General features: G+C 69.1%; 16 protein-coding genes. 8 read left to right on the top strand and 8 right to left on the bottom strand.

Going from position 1 to position 18,246, the window contains the following annotated elements:
* The first annotated feature begins 60 nt into the window (after positions 1-60).
* The 3 genes from GA0116996_RS03590 to GA0116996_RS03600 all read left to right on the top strand — a co-directional run bounded on the left by GA0116996_RS03590 (position 61) and on the right by GA0116996_RS03600 (position 3,742).
* Entirely contained in the window at positions 61-1,398 is a 1,338-nt protein-coding gene (locus GA0116996_RS03590) for an ABC transporter substrate-binding protein (protein ID WP_092307398.1), read from the top strand.
* 193 nt (positions 1,399-1,591) lie between these two features.
* The gene (locus tag GA0116996_RS03595; protein ID WP_018003769.1) at positions 1,592-2,407 is read left to right on the top strand and encodes an ABC transporter ATP-binding protein; all 816 of its coding nucleotides are present in this window, start codon (positions 1,592-1,594) and stop codon (positions 2,405-2,407) included.
* A gap of 84 nt (positions 2,408-2,491) precedes the next feature.
* Positions 2,492-3,742, top strand: coding sequence for a phenylacetate--CoA ligase family protein (locus GA0116996_RS03600; protein ID WP_092307400.1), 1,251 nt, complete (start codon positions 2,492-2,494; stop codon positions 3,740-3,742).
* Positions 3,743-3,857: 115 nt separating this feature from the next.
* Here GA0116996_RS03600 and GA0116996_RS03605 read toward each other — a convergent pair whose 3' ends face one another.
* From GA0116996_RS03605 to GA0116996_RS03640, 8 genes are all read right to left on the bottom strand, one after another.
* Complete coding sequence (locus GA0116996_RS03605) at positions 3,858-4,307, bottom strand: YbaN family protein (RefSeq protein WP_165835134.1); 450 nt, start codon at positions 4,305-4,307, stop codon at positions 3,858-3,860.
* A 42-nt stretch (positions 4,308-4,349) separates the two neighbouring features.
* Positions 4,350-5,327, bottom strand: a complete 978-nt coding sequence (locus tag GA0116996_RS03610; protein WP_092307402.1) for an NAD(P)H-dependent flavin oxidoreductase — start codon at positions 5,325-5,327, stop codon at positions 4,350-4,352.
* A 125-nt stretch (positions 5,328-5,452) separates the two neighbouring features.
* Positions 5,453-6,895, bottom strand: a complete 1,443-nt coding sequence (gene creC / locus GA0116996_RS03615) for a two-component system sensor histidine kinase CreC (RefSeq protein WP_092307404.1) — start codon at positions 6,893-6,895, stop codon at positions 5,453-5,455.
* Positions 6,896-6,904: 9 nt separating this feature from the next.
* A complete protein-coding gene (gene creB, locus GA0116996_RS03620) occupies positions 6,905-7,597 on the bottom strand; it encodes a two-component system response regulator CreB (RefSeq protein ID WP_279615824.1) in 693 nt (230 codons plus the stop codon).
* A gap of 9 nt (positions 7,598-7,606) precedes the next feature.
* Positions 7,607-8,731 carry an NAD(P)/FAD-dependent oxidoreductase gene (locus GA0116996_RS03625; protein ID WP_092307408.1) on the bottom strand — a complete coding sequence of 375 codons (1,125 nt, stop codon included), beginning with the start codon at positions 8,729-8,731 and terminating at the stop codon, positions 7,607-7,609.
* Between the two features lie 239 nt (positions 8,732-8,970).
* Positions 8,971-10,296 carry a sigma-54-dependent transcriptional regulator gene (locus tag GA0116996_RS03630; RefSeq protein ID WP_092307410.1) on the bottom strand — a complete coding sequence of 442 codons (1,326 nt, stop codon included), beginning with the start codon at positions 10,294-10,296 and terminating at the stop codon, positions 8,971-8,973.
* An 8-nt stretch (positions 10,297-10,304) separates the two neighbouring features.
* Positions 10,305-12,302, bottom strand: coding sequence for a sensor histidine kinase (locus GA0116996_RS03635; protein ID WP_092308367.1), 1,998 nt, complete (start codon positions 12,300-12,302; stop codon positions 10,305-10,307).
* Between the two features lie 64 nt (positions 12,303-12,366).
* A complete protein-coding gene (locus GA0116996_RS03640) occupies positions 12,367-13,668 on the bottom strand; it encodes a dicarboxylate/amino acid:cation symporter (protein ID WP_092307412.1) in 1,302 nt (433 codons plus the stop codon).
* 390 nt (positions 13,669-14,058) lie between these two features.
* On the opposite strand from GA0116996_RS03640, the gene GA0116996_RS03645 reads away from it, so the two are divergent.
* The 5 genes from GA0116996_RS03645 (at position 14,059) to GA0116996_RS03665 (ending at position 18,244) form a co-directional block, all read left to right on the top strand.
* Complete coding sequence (locus GA0116996_RS03645) at positions 14,059-14,379, top strand: (2Fe-2S) ferredoxin domain-containing protein (RefSeq protein ID WP_012351580.1); 321 nt, start codon at positions 14,059-14,061, stop codon at positions 14,377-14,379.
* 167 nt (positions 14,380-14,546) lie between these two features.
* A complete protein-coding gene (locus GA0116996_RS03650; RefSeq protein WP_092307414.1) occupies positions 14,547-15,200 on the top strand; it encodes an alpha/beta hydrolase in 654 nt (217 codons plus the stop codon).
* A 63-nt stretch (positions 15,201-15,263) separates the two neighbouring features.
* Positions 15,264-16,463 (top strand): D-alanyl-D-alanine carboxypeptidase family protein, encoded by a 1,200-nt coding sequence (locus tag GA0116996_RS03655; protein ID WP_092307416.1) that lies wholly within the window; start codon positions 15,264-15,266, stop codon positions 16,461-16,463.
* Positions 16,464-16,524: 61 nt separating this feature from the next.
* Positions 16,525-16,833: a YbeD family protein gene (locus GA0116996_RS03660; protein WP_012351583.1), complete on the top strand. Its 309-nt coding sequence runs from the start codon at positions 16,525-16,527 to the stop codon at positions 16,831-16,833.
* A gap of 214 nt (positions 16,834-17,047) precedes the next feature.
* On the top strand, positions 17,048-18,244 hold the full coding sequence (locus GA0116996_RS03665) for a class I SAM-dependent rRNA methyltransferase (protein ID WP_092307418.1): 1,197 nt from the start codon (positions 17,048-17,050) through the stop codon (positions 18,242-18,244).
* The last annotated feature ends 2 nt before the right edge of the window (positions 18,245-18,246 follow it).

The following is an 18,246-nucleotide window of genomic DNA, read 5'->3' on the forward strand; positions in this document are numbered from 1 at the left end:
GTGTGAAGTACTGAAGCTTACGCATAACGAAACGCTCCACCGAGGGCGAAGGAGACTGTCATGACCAACCTGATCCGCAATGTGCAACGCGCCGCCCTGGTGGTCAGCGCCGCGGCTGCACTGCTGGCGCCGGCGGTGCCGGCACTGGCGCAAAGCAACGAGCAGTTCATCGCGCTGCCGAGCTATCGCGTGGGGCCCTACGGCGCCAACGGGCAGTCCTGGTATGGCGGCTTCATCGACTACCTCAACTATGTCAACCTGAAGGACGGCGGCGTCAACGGCGTCAAGCTGAGCTGGGAAGAGTGCGAGACCGAGTACAACAACGCCAAGGGCGTGGAGTGCTATGAGCGCCTGAAGTCGAAGAACGCGACCACCAAGGGCACGGCTTACCACGCCATGTCCACCGGCATTTCGTACGCGCTGGTCGACAAGACCGCGGCCGACAAGGTGCCGCTGGTGATGATGGGCTACGGCCGCACCGACGCGGTCGACGGCTCGGTGTTCCCGTACGCGTTCCCGCTGGTGACCACGTACCAGATGCAGGTCTCGGCCATCGTCAAGTACCTGGCCAGCAAGAGCGGCGGCTCGCTGGCCGGCAAGAAGATCGTCTACCTGTACCACGACTCCGCCTATGGCAAGGAGCCGATCGTGGCGCTGCAGGCCGAGGCGCGACTGGGCAAGTTCAACCTGGTCGAGATCCCGGTGGCGCACCCGGGCAACGAGCAGGGCGCGCAATGGCTGAAGATCCGCCAGGAGAACCCTGACTACGTGATCTTCTGGGGCTGGGGCGTGATGAACCAGACCGCGCTGAAGGCGGCGCAGAAGGTGGGCTTCTCGCGCGAGAAGATGATCGGCTCCTGGTGGGCGGGCTCCGAGGAAGACACGGTGCCGGCCGGCGATGCCTCCAAGGGCTACATGAGCGCGACCTGGAACGTTGCCGGCAAGAACGTGCCGCTGATCGCCGATATCGAGAAGGTGGTCTACGGCGCCGGCAAGGGCAATATGCAGGACAAGAACAAGGTCGGTTCGGTGCTGTACAACCGCGGCGTGTCGGCGGCGGTGGTGACGGTGGAAGCGGTGCGCGTGGCGCAGGCCAAGTTCGGCAAGGGCAAGCCCATGACCGGCGAGCAGATGCGCTGGGCCTTCGAGAACCTGAACCTGACCAACGCCCGCCTGCAGCAGCTGGGCGCCACCGGCCTGCTGCCGGAGATCAAGACCAGCTGCGAGAACCACGAGGGCTCGGGCAAGGTGAAGATCCAGCAGTGGGACGGCAGCAAGTGGGTGGTGGTGTCGGACTGGATCGAGGGCAACAAGAGCCTGATCCACCCGCTGTTCAAGGCCACCGCGGCGCAGTACGCGAAGGAGAAGGGGATTACGCCGGGGTGCTCCAAGTCTTGATGGCCCTCGAATCCCGATTGCTTGCTCCCCTCTCCCGCATGCGGGAGAGGGGCAGGGGGTGAGGGCGGGCGCTGGCAGCAAGACGAAGGTCAGCACTTCGTTGTCGCGCCCACCCTCACCCCGACCCTCTCCCAGAGGGAGAGGGGGAACCCAATCGGCAAGCTGAAACCGCAACACCAATCCGAGCCGCACCATGAGCCTCCTATCCGTCAACAACATCGAAGTCATCTACGATCACGTGATCCTGGTGCTCAAGGGCGTCTCGCTCGAGGTACCGGAGGGCAAGATCGTGGCGCTGCTGGGCGCCAACGGCGCGGGCAAGACCACCACGCTCAAGGCCATCTCCAACTTGCTGCAGGCCGAGCGCGGCGATGTCACCAAGGGCTCGATCGAGTACCGCGGCGACCGCGTCGACCAGCTCACCCCCAACGACCTGGTGCGCCGCGGCGTGATCCAGGTGATGGAAGGGCGCCACTGCTTCGCGCACCTGACCATCGAGGAAAACCTGCTCACCGGCGCCTACACGCGCGGCCTGTCGCGCGGCCAGACCCGCGACGAGCTGGAGAAGATCTACGAATACTTCCCGCGCCTGAAGACGCGCCGCAAGTCGCAGGCGGGCTATACCTCCGGCGGCGAGCAGCAGATGTGCGCGATCGGCCGGGCCATGATGGCCAAGCCCGCGATGATCCTGCTCGACGAGCCGTCGATGGGGCTGGCGCCGCAGATCGTCGAGGAAATCTTCGAGATCGTGCGCGGCCTGAACTCGCGCGAGAACGTCAGCTTCCTGCTGGCCGAGCAGAACACCATGGTGGCGCTGCGCTACGCCGACTACGGCTACATCCTCGAGAACGGCCGCGTGGTGATGGACGGCGACGCCGAGTCGCTGCGCACCAACGAGGACGTCAAGGAGTTCTACCTGGGCGTGGCCGCCAACGACGCCGACGGCCCCGGCCGCAAATCGTTCCGCGACGTGAAGAGTTACCGCCGCCGCAAGCGCTGGCTCGCCTAGCAAGCGACTGTTTTCACCCGGCCTTGTCACCACGCGCCCGGCGGCGCGGGGCAGGCCGCATCCCATTCCCTGACGCACAGCACCATGCCAGAATACTTCGATCCGCTCGAAACCCGCGCGCCGGAAGTCCGCGAGCAGGCGCTCCTTGCCGCCCTGGCACGCCAGGTGGCCCACGCGCGCGAACACGCGCCATACTTTGCCGAACTGCTGGATGGCGTCGATCCGCGCCTGCTGAGCTCGCGCGCGGCGCTGGCCGAACTGCCGGTGACGCGCAAGTCGGACCTGAGCGCGCGCCAGCGCGCGCTGCCGCCGCTGGGCGGGCTCAACGCGACGCCGCTGGGCAAGCTGCGCCACGTGTTCCAGTCGCCCGGCCCGATCCACGAGCCCGACGGCCACGACGCCGACTGGTGGCGCACCGCGCGCGCCATGCACGCCGCCGGCTTTCGCGCCGGCGACCTGGTCTACAACACCTTCTCCTACCACTTCACGCCGGCCGGCATGATGATGGAAAGCGGCGCGCACCGGCTGGGCTGCTGCGTGTTCCCGGCAGGCGTGGGACAGACCGATTCGCAGGTGCAGGCGCTGGCCAGCCTGCAGCCGGCGGCCTATGCCGGCACGCCGTCGTTCCTCAAGCTGCTGCTCGAGCGCGGCGATGAACTCGGCACGCCCTGCACCAGCCTGGCCAAGGCGCTGGTCTCGGGCGAGGCGCTGCCGCCGTCGCTGCGCAACTGGTTCCGGGATCGCGGGGTGCGCGTGCAGCAGATGTACGGCACCGCCGATGTCGGCCTGATCGCGTATGAAACCGAAGGCGGCGACGGCTGGGTGGTGGACGAGGGCGTGCTGGTCGAGATCGTCGAGCCCGGCGGCTCGCGCCCCATGCCCGAAGGCGAGACCGGCGAGGTGGTGGTGACGGTGCTGGGCAACGGCGACTACCCGCTGATCCGCTTCGGCACCGGCGACCTGTCGGCGGTGGTGCCGGCGTCGTCGCAGCGGCCCAGCCCGTGCGGGCGCACCAATATCCGGCTCAAGGGCTGGCTGGGGCGCGCCGACCAGGCGACCAAGGTCAAGGGCATGTTCGTGCATCCCGGGCAGGTGGCCGACGTGCTGCGGCGTCATCCCGAAATCCGCGCCGCGCGGCTGGTGGTGACGGGCGATCCGGGGGCTGACGTGATGACGCTGCATTGCGAGGCCACGCGCCAGGACGACGACCTGCAGCGCGCGGTGGCGGAGTCGCTGCGCGAGGTAATGCGGCTGCGAGGCGAGGTGGCGTTCGTGGCGGCGGGGTCGTTGCCGCAGGATGGGCGGCTGATCGAGGACGCGCGCAGCTACGATTGACGCAGGACTTCGTGGATGGGCCTGCCCTCAGCCCGCCCCTCTCCCGCAAGCGGGAGAGGGGCGGGGGTGAGGGCCTGAGCCTCCACGAAGTAAAGACCGTCGACAGACCCCGACCTCAAGACTCCCGCCCGCCTTCCCCCCGCGTCGGCAACCGCACCATCCACACACTGACCCCCACCGCGCACGCCAGCAACGCCGCCGACACCAGCGGCCGTCCGCGCAGCAGCCACGCCGTGGTCCCCATCGACAGCCACATCATCGACAGCGCCAGGCATTTCGCCTTGAACGGGATGCTGCGGTGCCGCTGCCAGTCGCTGACCAGCGGACCGAAGCGCGGATGCCCCAGCAGCCATTCATGGAAGCGCTGCGAGCCGCGCGCGAAGCAGGCCGCGGCCAGCAGCACGAACGGCGTGGTCGGCAGCACCGGCAGGAAGATGCCGACCACGCCCAGCAGCAGGCACAGCCCGCCCAGTGCCACCCAGACGGCGCGCAGCACGCGCTGGCGGTGGCTCAGCACGGCTTCGGGATCGGGATCGGGCGAAAGGTCGGGAGTGGAAGGCGGCAATGGTCGGAAAAAGGCCGCCAAAGCGGCCCGGTGAGGGATCGGTTAGCGCGCGATGCCCAGCCGCGCCTTGGCAGCATCGTACTCCGCCTTCATGCGCGCAACGATTTCGCCGGCGCCGGGGATGTCGTGGATCTGGCCCACGCCCTGGCCGGCGCCCCAGATATCCTTCCACGCCTTGGCCTTGGAGGCGCCGCTGGAGAAGTCCATCTTGGTCTTGTCGGCCACCGGCAGATTGTCCGGATCCAGGCCCGCGTTGCTGATGCTCTCGCGGATGTAGTTGCCGTGCACCCCGGTGAACAGGTTGGTGTAGACGATATCGGCGGCGGCCGAGCTGGTGATCGACTGCTTGTATGACTCCGCCGCATGCGCCTCCTGCGAGGCGATGAAGCGCGTGCCCACGTAGGCAAAGTCGGCGCCCATGGCCTGCGCGGCCAGCACCGCCTCGCCGGTGGCGATCGAGCCCGACAGCGCGATCGGGCCGTCGAAGATCTTGCGCACCTCGCCCACCAGCGCGAACGGCGACAGCATGCCGGCATGGCCGCCGGCGCCCGCCGCGACCAGGATCAGGCCGTCGACGCCGGCCTCGATCGCCTTCTCGGCATGGCGCAGGCTGATCACGTCGTGCAGCACGATGCCGCCGTAGCTGTGCACCGCGTCGATCAGCTCCCGGGGCGGCGCGCGCAGCGAGGTGATGAAGATCGGCACCTTGTGCTCCACGCAGACCTTGACGTCATGCTCCAGGCGCGCGTTGGAGGCGTGCACGATCTGGTTGACCGCGACCGGGCCTACGGGTGCGCCGGGATTGGCGGCCTTGAAGGCCGCCAGTTCGTCGCCGATGCGGGTCAGCCACTCGTCGAGCAGCTCGGCCGGGCGCGCATTGAGCGCGGGGAACGAGCCGACGATGCCGGCCTTGCACTGCGCCAGCACCAGTTCCGGGTAGCTGACGATGAACATGGGCGAGGCAATCACGGGCAGGGCCAGGTTCTGCAGGGCCTGGGGCAGTTGCTTGGCGGCGGGCATGGGGTCTCCTGAACTACGGGCGGGCACCTTGTCGTGCCCTAAATGAACGGTCGTTCGATTATAGGGAGTTTCAGCGCGGTCACGTTAGAAGCCCAAGTCTATGCCGGTCAGGCAGGCGTGTGGCGCTATGCCGCCGGCAGCACCAGTTCGGCCAGCGCGCCGCCGCCCGGGCGGTTGGCGAGCGTCACGCCGCCATGATGCAACGTTGCGACTTCCCGCGCAAAGCACAGGCCCAGGCCGGTGCTCTTGTCCGCACCGTGCGGGCGCGGCAGCGAGTAGAAGCGCTCGAACACGCGCGGCAGCGCGTAGTCGGGAATGCCGGGACCGTGGTCGGCCACGGCAATGGCCAGTGCGTCGCCGCGGCGTTGCAGCCGCACCGTGACCGCGGTGCCCGGCGGGGCGAAGTCGATCGCGTTGTCGAGCAGGTTGGCGATGGCCTGGCGCAGCAGGAACGGGTCGCCGGCGACGTGGCCGGCGGCGGGACCAGACCCGGCCTCGGCCTCGCATTGCAGCGCAACGCCGCGCTGTCGCGCGCGCGGCTCCAGCTCGGCGCACAGCTGCGCCAGCAGCGGCGCCAGCGCCACCGGCTCGCGCACCTCCAGACGCTGGCGCTGTTCCACCTCGGCCAGCGCCAGCAGCTTGCGGATCATGGTTTCCAGCCGTCCCGACTGGGTCCGGATATTGGCGACGAAGCGCTGGCGGTCGGCCGCCGGCATCTCTTCCTGCAGCAGCTCCGCGGCGCCGCCGATGGCGGCCAGCGGGCTCTTCATCTCGTGGGTCAGCGTGTGGATGTAGTGCTCGACATACTGCTTGTCCTCCAGGCGCTCGCGCATGCCCTGCACCGCGCGCCCCAGTTCGGCCAGTTCGCCCGCGCCGCGCAGCGGCATCTCGGCGCGCTCGCCGGCCGCCACCGCGCGCGCGTAGCCGCGCAGGCGGCTCAATCCATGCATCAGCCACAGCGTGCAGGCCAGCCCGATCACGCACGCGGTGCCGATCAGCAGGCCGCCGTAGAGCAGGATCTTGCGCTGGCTGCGCGCGATGAACGGCGTCATCGCCGCATTGGGCTTGGCCACGGTCAGCACGCCGACGATGCGCTCGCCATCGCGCACCGGCGCGGCCACGTGCATCACCGTGCTGGCCTCGTCGGCGGGGTCGGCGCGCGTGCTGCGCGCGCCGTACTTGCCGCGCAGCGTCAGGTAGACGTCGTTCCAGCGCGAGTAGTCGCGGCCCACGTCGGTACCGGTGGAGTCGAAGCGCACGATGCCGCTGGCATCGGTGACGTAGACGCGGTAGCCGATGCTGTCCTTGTGCAGCCCCGAGACCTCGGCATTGACCGGCACCTCGCGCAGTGCCGCCATATGCCGCGCGAAGTCGCCGTCGGCGATGCGGCCGGCCTTGAGGTCGTCGGCGGCCAGCGCGGCCAGCACGTGCGCGGTATCGATCAGCGTGTCTTCCATGGCCTGGCGCACGCCCGGCTTGACCTCCTGCACGAACACGCGCAGCGTCAGCACCGTGGCCAGGCCCACGATCAGGAAAAAGCCGAAGAAGATGCGCAGGCCGATATGCATGGCGCGCGCTCAGGGCCCCAGCGAATAGCCCATGCCGCGATGGGTCCGGATGCGCTCGGCGCCCTCGGCGGACACCTCGCGCAGCTTGGCGCGCAGGGTCTTGATATGGGTGTCGACGGTGCGGTCGCTGGTGTCGAGCGCGCCCGCCCACACCCCGTCCATCAGCTGCGCGCGCGAGTAGATGCGGCCCGGATGCGCCACCAGCCAGGCCAGCAGCAGGTATTCGTAGCGCGTCAGCGCCAGCCAGTGGCCGTGGTAGGCCAGGCGGGCGCCGTCCTGGTCGTGGGTGAAGCCGGCCGCCTCGCCGGGTTTTGCCGTGGCGCCGCCGCGGGCCCGGCGCAGGATGGCGCGCACGCGCGCGGCCAGTTCGCGCGGCGAGAACGGCTTGACCACGTAGTCGTCGGCGCCGATCTCCAGTCCGACGATGCGGTCGATCTCTTCGTGGCGCGCGGTCAGGAAGATCACCGGCGCATCGCTGAAGGTGCGCAGCGTGCGGCAGACCTCGAAGCCGCTCAGGTCCGGCAGCCCCACGTCCAGGATCACCAGGTCGGCCCGCGCGGCGCGCAGGCACGCGAGCGCGTCGCCGCCCACCGTGCAGTGCTCGGCCAGCATGCCGTCGGTGCGCAGGGCATAGAGGATGGTGTCGGCGATGGCCTGCTCGTCTTCCACCACCAGGATGCGCGGTTGTTCCATGCCAGGCATTTTAGCCGTTCAGGCGCTGGCCGCCGCCCGCGCCGGCGGTGCCGGTTCCGCGCCGCGCCGGTGGAAATAGACCTGCTCCGCGGCCCGGCGCAGCGGCGGCGAATACAGCATCAGGTCGAACGGCCAGTCGCACTGGAAGCGCTCGAACATCCAGCGCAGCGCGCGCTTGGCGCGAAAGCGCGGTGCGCTGGCGCTGGCCACGGCTTCCGGTGCCGGCCCGCCGCGCAGCAGGTGCGCGGCCACCGCGTGGCCGACCGACTCGCCGTGGGCAAAGGCATAGTGGATGCCGCCCGCAGTAAGCGGCGACACGATACCCGCGGCGTCGCCGGTCAGGATCACGCCGTCGCGCGCCAGCGGCGACACCGGGCCGCCGCACGGGATCAGCCCGGCGCGCGTCGCGGCCGGCTGCGTCAGCTGCGGCAGGCCGGCGCGCTCGCGCACATGCGCCAGCAGGCCGTCCAGGTCCGGTGCGCGGCCGCGCCGCGGCAGGTAGCGCAGCGCCAGCCCGGCCTGCACGCCGGTGGGGTTCTGCGCGATCCAGCCGATATAGCCGGGCGCGAAGCGGCGCGTGATGAAGCAGTGCAGCGCGCCGGGCTCTGGCAGCGCCAGTCCCGGGAACTCGTACTCCACGCCATACAAAACGCTGTGCACGCGCCCCAGCCCGGCACATTGCGCCACGCGCGACTGCGCGCCATCGGCGCCAACCAGATAGCGCGCGAGGCCCACACCGGTGACATGCCAGCCGCCGTGGCGCGGCACCGCGCCGACGAAGGCCTGGCCCAGCCGCAGCTCGACTCGGTGGCGCACCAGTTCGGCGGCCAGCCAGCGCATCAGGCGCGGCGTGTCGGTGGTGTGGAAGTAATAGCCGGGTGCGCTCAGGTTCAGGCTGCGCAGCCGCGGCGAGTACAGCTTCACCTGCTCGACGCGATGCACGCAATCGGCCGGCGCCTGGCCCAGCCAGGTCTGCTCGATCGCTTCCTTGACCAGGATGCCGGTGGTGTGGAGCTTGTCGCCCGGATCGGTCTTGCGTTCCAGCACCAGCACGCGCAGGCCCGCGCGCGCGGCGGCCAGGGCGCAGGCGGCGCCGGCAAAGCTGGCGCCGGCGATGACGAGGTCGTAGTCGAAGGAGGGCATGGCGGTTTCCGGATAGCGAAGGGCTCCAGTCTGGCCAGCCGGGGTGAGGGCAATGTGTGGCGGGTGTGAAGCGGCGCGGCGGCGCCGATGCGGCAAAAAAAATGCCCCGCATGCGCGGGGCCATCAATTACCACGAAGACTGATACACACGGCGGGCACCTGCCAATGCCGCAGCCGCACACGAAGGATAGGCCGCCAATGTGACGGCGCCGTGGCAGCGCGATGAACCGCGCATGACATCACAGCCCGTAGCGCTTGATCTTGTCGTAGAGCGTGGCCTTGCCCACCTGCAGCAGGTCGGCGGCCTGGCTGACCGCGCCGCCGGTGCGCGCCAGCGCGTCGGCGATCACGGCGCGCTCGAAGTGCTCCATGCGCTCGCGCAGCGGCGCGCTCTCGTCGGGGCCGGCCGCCTGCCCGCCCGCCTGGCCGCCCTCGGGCACGCCCAGCACCATGCGGTCGGCGGCGTTGCGCAACTCGCGCACGTTGCCCGGCCACGGGCGCTGGGCCAGCGCCTGGCGCTGGGCCTCGGACAGGATCGGCGCGGGCCGCTGGTAGCGCACCGCCGAAACCAGCGAGAAATGCTCGAACAGCGGCACGATGTCCTCGCGCCGCTCGCGCAGCGGCGGCAGCGCGATGGTGACGACATTGAGCCGGTAATACAGGTCTTCGCGGAAGGTGCCTTGCGCCACCAGCGCGTCCATGTCGCCCTTGGCCGCCGCGACGATGCGCACGTCGATCTTCACCGACGCGTTCGAGCCCAGCCGCTCCAGCGAGCCTTCCTGCAGCACGCGCAGCAGCTTGACCTGCAGCGCCAGCGGCATGCTTTCGATCTCGTCGAGGAAGAGCGTGCCGCCGGAGGCGTGCTCGAGCTTGCCGATGCGGCGCTTGCCCGCGCCGGTGAAGGCGCCGGCTTCGTGCCCGAACATCTCGCTCTCGAAGATGGCCTCGGGCACCGCGCCGCAGTTCAGCGCGATAAAGGGACCCTCGGCGCGCGCGGACAGCGCGTGCAGGCTGCGCGCGACCAGTTCCTTGCCGGTGCCGGTCTCGCCGTTGATCATCACCGGCACGTCGGTGGGCGCGACATTGGCTACCAGCGCGCGCACCTGCCCGATCGCGGGCGAGCGGCCGATGATGCGCGTGCCGGCGGCCGGCCCGGCCAGTTCGCGGCGCAGCGCCTGGTTTTCCAGTTCCAGCGCGCGCCGTTCGAGCGCGCGGCGCACGGTGTCGGTGAGGCGATCGGCGCCGAACGGCTTCTCGATGAAGTCATAGGCGCCTTCGCGCATCGCCTGCACCGCCATGGTGATGTCGCCGTGGCCGGTCACCAGGATGACCGGCACGCCGGGCGCGGCGTTGCGGCAGTGCTGCAGCAGGTCCAGCCCGCTGGCGCCGGGCAGGCGCACGTCGGTCACGACAACGCCGGCAAAGGCGCCGTGCAGGTGCGGGATCGCGGCCTCGGCCGACGGCAGCGCCAGCACGCGGAAGCCGGCCAGTTCCAGGCTTTGCGCGGTGGCCTGCCGCACCAGCGGCTCGTCTTCGACAAACAGGACACGCAGACCGTCTTGCATGGCAGTACTCATGGTGACGCGGAAACCGATGGCGCGGGATCGATGGCGGGCGCGCGCGCCAGCACCAGCGTAAACTGCGCGCCGCCGCCGGGGACGTTGGCGACGCTGAGCTGGCCGCCGAACTCGCGCACGATCGACGATGAGATCGCCAGCCCCAGGCCCAGTCCCTGGCCGGTTTCCTTGGTGGTGAAAAAGGGTTCGAACAGGCGCGGCAGGGCTTCCGGCGCGATGCCGGTGCCGTTGTCGCGCACGACGATGGTGACGGCATGCTCGCCGGCCTGCACTTCCAGCTCGATGCGGCCCTGCGCCGGCGCGGCCGCGGCGATGGCATCGAGCGCATTGCCGATCAGATTCAGCAGCACCTGCTCCAGCTTGAGCTCGTCAGCGCGCACGCAGAGGCCCGGCACGGCATCCAGGCCGGCAAGGTCGATCGTGACCGCGCCCAGCCGCGGCGCCAGCAGCGCCAGCACGTGGTCGACGGCCGCGCGCAGCGCCACCGGCCGCTGCACCGGACGCGCCTTGCCGGCAAACAGCTTGAGCTGGCCGGTGATCTTGCCCATGCGTTCGGTCAGGTCGGCAATCGCCGTCAGGTTGCCCTCGGCCGCGTCCAGCTGGCCGCGCGCCAGCAGCACGCGGGTGTTGTCCGAGAACGTGCGCAGCGCCGCCAGCGGCTGGTTCAGCTCATGCGTGATGCCGGCCGCCATCTGTCCCAGCGCGGCCAGCTTGCTGGCCTGCACCAGCTCGTCCTGCGCCGCGCGCAGCTCGCTTTCGGCGCGGGTGCGCTCGGCCACTTCGTCTTCCAGCTTCTCGTTGATCGCCATCAGGTCGGCGGTGCGGGCCTCGACGCGGCGCTCCAGCTGGTCGTAGGCGGCTTCCAGCAAACGGCGGCTGTACTGCATGTCGCGCGCGCGCTGGCGGCGCTGGCGCCAGTTGACCAGCAGCAGGCAGATGCAGGCATAGGCCAGCGCCGCGGCCACGGTGGCGTTGCGCGCGTTGGCCAGCACCGGGTCCAGCGGCGCCATCACCTGCATGGTCCAGCCGGCGGGGCCCACGGTGCGGTTCAGCTCCAGGTAGCGGTCGGCGCGTTCGGCGCCGTCCGGCGCGAAGGTGGTGCGCCCGGCCGTGGCCTCGTCGCGCACCCGCACCAGGCGCGCGCCGTGCGCCAGCGTGGTATCGGCCAGCCAGCGCGTGACCGGCGACGCCAGCGGTTCCAGCGGCAGCGGCGTCACCGCGCGCCCGTGGTACTGGCGGGTCTGCTCGATTTCCGCGCGCAGCGCCGGCGGCAGCGGGCGCAGCGTGCGGTACTGCCATGCCGACACCGACGACAGGAAGATCACGCCGTGGTCGTCGCTGACCATCAGCGGTTCGGCGCCGCTGCCGGCGCGCTGGAACCACTCCAGGTTGAGCTTGACCACGGTCACGCCGATGACCTTGCCACCGGCCTCGATCGGCTGCGCGATGTAGTAGCCGGGTTCGTCGCTGGTGATGCCGATGGCGTAGAAGCGCCCCATCTTGCCGCCCGCGGCGGTCTGGAAGTAGGGGCGGAAGCGGTAGTCGGTGCCGACGAAGCTGCCGGGCTGGCCGTGGTTGCTGGCCGCCAGCGCGATGCCGTTGGCCGCGATCACATAGGTCGCCGACGCATGCGCGCGCCGGTTGACCTCGGCCAGGTACTGGTTGGCGGCGGCGACGCGCTGCGCGTCGTCGGGGGCGGCGAGCAGCCCGCGCACGAAGGGATGGAGCGATACCAGCGCGGGCAGGAACTCGTAGCGGTCGAGCGTGCTTTCGAGCGTGGCGGCGTAGCGGTCGGCGCGCGTCGCGGTGCCTTGCTGCAGGCTGGCCAGGCCGCGCTGGACCGAGACCAGCCAGGTCAGCGCGCACAGCAGCAGCAGGCCCGCGGCCAGCGCGACGGCAAAGCCCCACCAGCGCCCGCTGCCGGCCGCCGGCGCGTGCACCGGCCGGGTGGCGGCGGGATCATGCACGGCGAGAAAGTCGTCGGAGTGGGGCATCGGCGCGCGCGAGGGGTGTCGCGCCGATGATACCCGCTGGCGCGCGGCCGCAGGCGCGGTCGTTTCAGGCGGCGCGCTGGCCGGCTTCGCCAAGCGTATCGGCATCGTCGCCGGCGCCGTGCTGCAGCACGCGCGCCAGGCGCTTGCGGTCCAGCTCGCGTTCCCACGCCGACACCACCACCGTGGCCACGCCGTTGCCGATGATGTTGGTCAGCGCGCGGCACTCGCTCATGAAGCGGTCGATGCCCAGGATCAGCACCATGCCCGCCACCGGGATGGTCGGCACCACCGCCAGCGTCGCCGCCAGCGTGATGAAGCCCGAGCCGGTCACGCCGCTGGCGCCCTTGGAGGTGATCATCGCCACCGCCAGGATGGTCAGCTGCTGCATCAGCGTCAGTTCGATGCCGGTGGCCTGCGCGATGAAGATCACCGCCATGGTCATGTAGATGTTGGTGCCATCCAGGTTGAACGAGTAGCCGGTCGGCACCACCAGGCCCACCACCGACTTGGAGCAGCCCAGTTTCTCCAGCTTTTCCATCATGTGCGGCAGCGCCGCCTCGGACGAGCTGGTGCCCAGCACGATCAGCAGTTCTTCCTTGATGTACGAGATAAAGCGCACGATGCTGAAGCCGGTCATGCGCGCGATCGTGCCCAGCACCACCAGCACGAACACGATGGCGGTGAAGTAGAAGGTGCCGATCAGCTTGAGCAGCGGCACCAGCGAGCCCAGACCGTACTTGCCGATGGTGAACGCCATCGCGCCGAAGGCGCCGATCGGGGCCACCTTGGTGATCACGTGGACGATGTGGAAGAACACCTTCGAGACCTGCTCGATCAGTTGCACCACGATGCGGGCGCGCTCGCCCAGCACCGCCAGCGCGGCGCCGAAGAACAGCGACACCAGCAGGATCTGCAGGATGTCGCCGTTGGCGAAGGCGCTGAACACGGTGTCGGGGATGATGTGCATCAGGAACTCGACCGTGCTCTGGCCGTGCGCCTTCGACACGTACTGGGCGATGGCCTTGGTGTCGAGCGTGGCCGGGTCGATGTTGAAGCCCACCCCTGGCTTGAGCAGGTGCGCGGCGCCCAGCCCGATCAGCAGCGCGAAGGTCGACACCACCTCGAAGTACAGCAGCGCCTTGCCGCCGACGCGGCCGACCTTCTTCATGTCGCTCATGCCGGCGATGCCGGTGACCACGGTACAGAAGATGATCGGGCCGATGATCATCTTGATCAGCTTGATGAAGCCATCGCCCAGCGGCTTCATGGCGACGCCGGTGTCGGGCCAGAAGTGGCCGAGCAGGATGCCGATGCAGATGGCGAACAGGACCTGCACGTACAGGATCTTGTAGAAGGGTTTCCTCATGATGTCGTCCTCGGTGTTGACCGTACCCGGGCGGGTCCGCGCGGGCGCGCGCCGTCACGCTTGCGGCGCGTTCAGGGGCGGGAATTCGCAACCGGCATGCCAGTCCAACCGGTATTGCTAACTGGTTGATTCACAAGGAAAGGCAGGCGGCGGGCGCGCGCCGGGCCTCCGGGATTCCGGAATCCCGGACGGGGCGGCTCCGGCGATCCGGAATGGCGGGTCGGCATGGGGTGCGCGAGGCGCCACCCGGCAGCGGCCCGGGGTGCATGGCGCTGTGCGCAAAGCTGCCGCAGATCGCGGCCGCGCCCTCGCAACGCCGTATAATTCCAAGCTTCCGTTCAATCCCGTCCGGGCCGTGCCGCCGTCCGGGGCCGTCTTCACACCGTACGCATGCGCAGCTACTACCAGCACCACGTCTTTTTCTGCCTGAACCAGCGCGAGGCCGGCGAGAACTGCTGCGCCAACTACAACGCCAAGGCCATGCAGGAATACGCCAAGAAGCGCTGCAAGGAACTGGGCATCGCCGGCGGCGAAGGCCGCGTGCGCATCAACAAGGCGGGCTGCCTGAACCGCTGTGAACTCGGCCCGGTGCTGGTGGTCTACCCCGAGGCCATCTGGTACACCTATGTCGACGAGCATGACATCGATGAAATCATCGACAGCCACCTGCTCAAGGGCAAGCCGGTCGAGCGGCTGATGGTGGACCGCTGATGGCGGCGCACTGAACGAACCGAAGCCGGCCTATGCCGGCTTGTTGCTTTACCCCTGTTCCACTGTCGCCAATGCCATGCCCCGCCGCCCGCCAGCCGGACGGTTTTTTCATTTTTGCCCGGGCTTTGCGCCGGGCGCTTGCTTGACCGCCACCCTGACCGCCCATCATGAACGCGCACACCCAGGTACTTTCCATCGCCGGTCCCGCCGGTGCGATCGAGCTCTCGGTAGACCTGCCGCAGAACCTGCCGGAGGTCCCGCTGCGCGGCCTGGCGCTGGTGGCGCACCCGCATCCGCTGTTCGGCGGCACCAAGGACAACAAGGTCGCGCAGACGCTGGCACGTGCTTTCGTGCAGCTCGGCTATGCCACCGTGCGCCCCAACTTCCGCGGCGTCGGCGCGACCGCCGGCGAGCATGACAACGGCATCGGCGAACAGGACGACCTGCTCGCCGTGGTGGCCTGGATGCGCCAGCAGACCGCGTGGTCGGCGCAGGCCGCGACGCTGCCGCTGGCGCTGGGCGGGTTCTCGTTCGGCAGCTTCGTCAGCACCCATGTGGCGCGCCGCCTGGCCGAGGCCGGCACGCCCGTGCAGCGCCTGGTGCTGGTGGGCACCGCCGCCAGCCGCTGGGAAGTGGCCCAGGTGCCGGCCGACACCATCGTGATCCACGGCGAACAGGACGACACCGTGCCGCTGGCCAGCGTGTTCGACTGGGCCCGCCCGCAAGAGCTGCCGGTGATCGTGATCCCCGGCGCCGACCATTTCTTTCACCGCAAGCTGCACCTGATCAAGCAGCTCGTCGTCAATGCGTGGGACCGGTAAGGCCGGCACGCCGCCAGTTCGGAACCTTCCCGCGCCACCTTCTTACTGTCGGAAAACAGAAACATGCTGAATAGAGCCACGACACGCCTTTGCTCCGCCTTTGCTCCCGCTGCCATCGCCGCCGCCGTCGTGCTGGCCGCCGCGCCCGCCGCCGTGCTGGCGCAGGGCGTGCCGATGCCGCAGGTCGCAGCCAAGTCGTGGATGCTGTATGACGTCACCAGTGGCCAGGCCCTGGCGTCGCAGAACGCCGATGCGCGCATCGAGCCGGCCTCGCTGACCAAGCTGATGACCGCCTACCTGGCGTTCGAGGCACTCAAGGAGAAGCGCCTGACGCTGGACCAGGCGGTGGTGCCGACCAACCTGGTGCTCAAGGTTAAAAGCGACGAGTCGCGCATGTTCATCGAGCCCAACAAGCCGGTCACGGTGCAGGACCTGCTGCTGGGCCTGATCGTGCAGTCGGGCAACGACGCCGCGCTGGCGCTGGCCGAGGCCGTCGGCGGCTCGGAAGAGGGCTTCGTCGCGATGATGAACCGCGAGGCCCAGCGCATGGGCATGAAGAACACCCACTTCACCAATACCGACGGCATCCCCGACCCCAACCACTACACCACCGCGGTGGACCTGGCGACGCTGACCACGCGCCTGATCAAGGACTTCCCCGAGTACTACAGCATGTACTCGCAGAAGGAGTTCACCTATAACAAGATCAGGCAGCCCAACCGCAACCGCCTGCTGTACATCGACTCGACCGTCGACGGCGTCAAGACCGGCCACACCAAGTCCGCCGGCTATTGCCTGATCTCGTCGGCCAAGCGGCCGCTGGCCAACGTGCCGGACGGCTCGCGCCGCCTGATCTCGATCGTGATCGGCACCACCACCGAACAGGTGCGCACCCAGGAAAGCCTGAAGATCCTCAACTACGGCTTCCAGTTCTTCGACACGCTGCGCCTGTACGACAAGGGCCAGGTGCTGGCCACGCCGGACATCTACAAGGGCAAGAGCGGCACGGTCAAGATCGGCGTGCCGAACGAAACCTTCGTCACCGTGCCCAAGGGTACCGGCGGGCGCCTGAAGCCGGTGCTGGAGCGCCAGGAACTGCTGATCGCGCCGATCTCGGCGGGGCAGCAGGTGGGCATGGTCAAGCTGATGGACGGCACCAACAAGGTGGCCGAATTCCCGGTGGTGGCGCTGGAAGAAGTGCCCGAGGCCGGCTTCTTCGGCCGCCTGTGGGACACCATCCGCCTGTGGTTCAAGCGCAAGTGAGCTGAATGCGCGCGAGCCGGTGCGTCCCGCGGCGCGCCGGCCTCGCGCCGGAGAATCCGAAATGACGACCGACAACCAAGGCAGCGGCAACAAGCCCGGCGATATTCCGCCGGAGCAATCGCTGATCGAATACCCGAGCCACTTCCCGATCAAGGTGATGGGCGCGATGCAGGACGGCTTTGCCGAAGCCATCGTCGCGCTGGTGCAGGAGTTCGATCCGGACTTCCACGCCGGCAAGATGGAAATGCGCCCGTCGAGCAAGGGTAACTACCTGGGCCTGACCGTGACGGTATGGGTCACCAGCCGCGAGCAGCTCGATGACCTGTACCGGGCGCTGACTTCGCATCCGATGGTGAAGGTGGTGCTGTAAGGCGCTGGCGTTCCTTTCCCGCTCTGTTTGCTCCCCTCTCCCGCGCGCGGGAGAGGGGCCGGGGGAGAGGGCAGGCGCTGGCAATATCGACGCGCGTCACTTCGTTGACACCCCCGCCCTCACCCCCAACCCCTCTCCCGCAAGCGGGAGAGGGGAGCCACTCCCGCAGCGTGCTAAGCGCGTGGGGCATGGCATAGCTTCTTCCCATACCGACATGAACACCATCACCCTGAAACCCGGCAAGGAAAAATCCCTGCTGCGCCGCCACCCGTGGATCTATGCCACCGGCATTGCCACCACCGAAGGCCGCTGCGAGCCGGGCGCCACCGTGATCGTGCGCGCCGCCGACGGCCGCTTCCTGGCCAAGGCGGCCTACAGCCCCGAATCGCAGATCCGCGCGCGCGTGTGGACCTTCGACGAGAACGAGCCGGTCGACCACGCCCTGTTCAAGCGCCGCGTGGCCGCGGCCATTGCCTACCGGCGCCAGTGGGTGCAAGACAGCGACGCGGTGCGGCTGATCTTCGGCGAATCGGACCGGTTGCCCGGCCTGATCGTCGACTACTACGGCAACGGCGCCTCGGGCCAGCTGGTATGCCAGTTCAATTCCGCCGGGGTCGAGCACTGGAAGACCGCGATCGTGCAGGCGCTGGTCAAGGAGACCGGCTGTCCCAACGTCTATGAGCGCTCCGACGCCGCGGTGCGCCAGCGCGAGGGGCTGGAGCTGGTGACCGGCGTGCTCGCCGGCGCCGAGCCCGACCCGGCGCTGTCGGTGACCGAGCACGGCGTGCGCTATTACGTCGACGTGCGCAACGGCCACAAGACCGGCTTCTATGTCGACCAGCGCGACAACCGCAAGCTGGTGGGCGATCTCGCCGACGGGCGCGAGGTGCTGAACTGCTTCTGCTATACCGGCGGCTTCTCGCTGGCCGCGCTGCGCGGCGGGGCGAAATCGGTGACGTCGATCGATTCGTCGGGCGAGGCGCTGAAGATTGCCGCGGGCAACGTGACGCTGAACGGCTTCGATCCGGAACGCGCGACCTGGCTCGACGCCGACGTGTTCAAGATGCTGCGCGAATTCCGCGCCGAGGGCCGCCAGTTCGACCTGATCGTGCTGGACCCGCCCAAGTTCGCGCCGTCGGCACAGCATATCGACCGCGCCGCGCGCGCCTACAAGGAAATCAACCTGGTCGGCATGCAGCTGCTGCGCCCGGGCGGGCTGCTGTTCACGTACTCGTGCTCCGGGGCGATCAGCATGGAGCTGTTCCAGAAGATCGTCGCCGGCGCGGTGACCGATGCACGGGCGGATGCGCGCATCCTGCGCAGGCTGTCGGCGGGAACCGATCATCCGATGCTGGCGGCGTTCCCGGAAGGGGAATACCTGAAGGGGTTGCTGCTGGAGAAGGTGGGGTAAGG

Origin of the sequence: Cupriavidus alkaliphilus (genome assembly GCF_900094595.1) — a bacterium.
Classification (GTDB): domain Bacteria; phylum Pseudomonadota; class Gammaproteobacteria; order Burkholderiales; family Burkholderiaceae; genus Cupriavidus; species Cupriavidus alkaliphilus.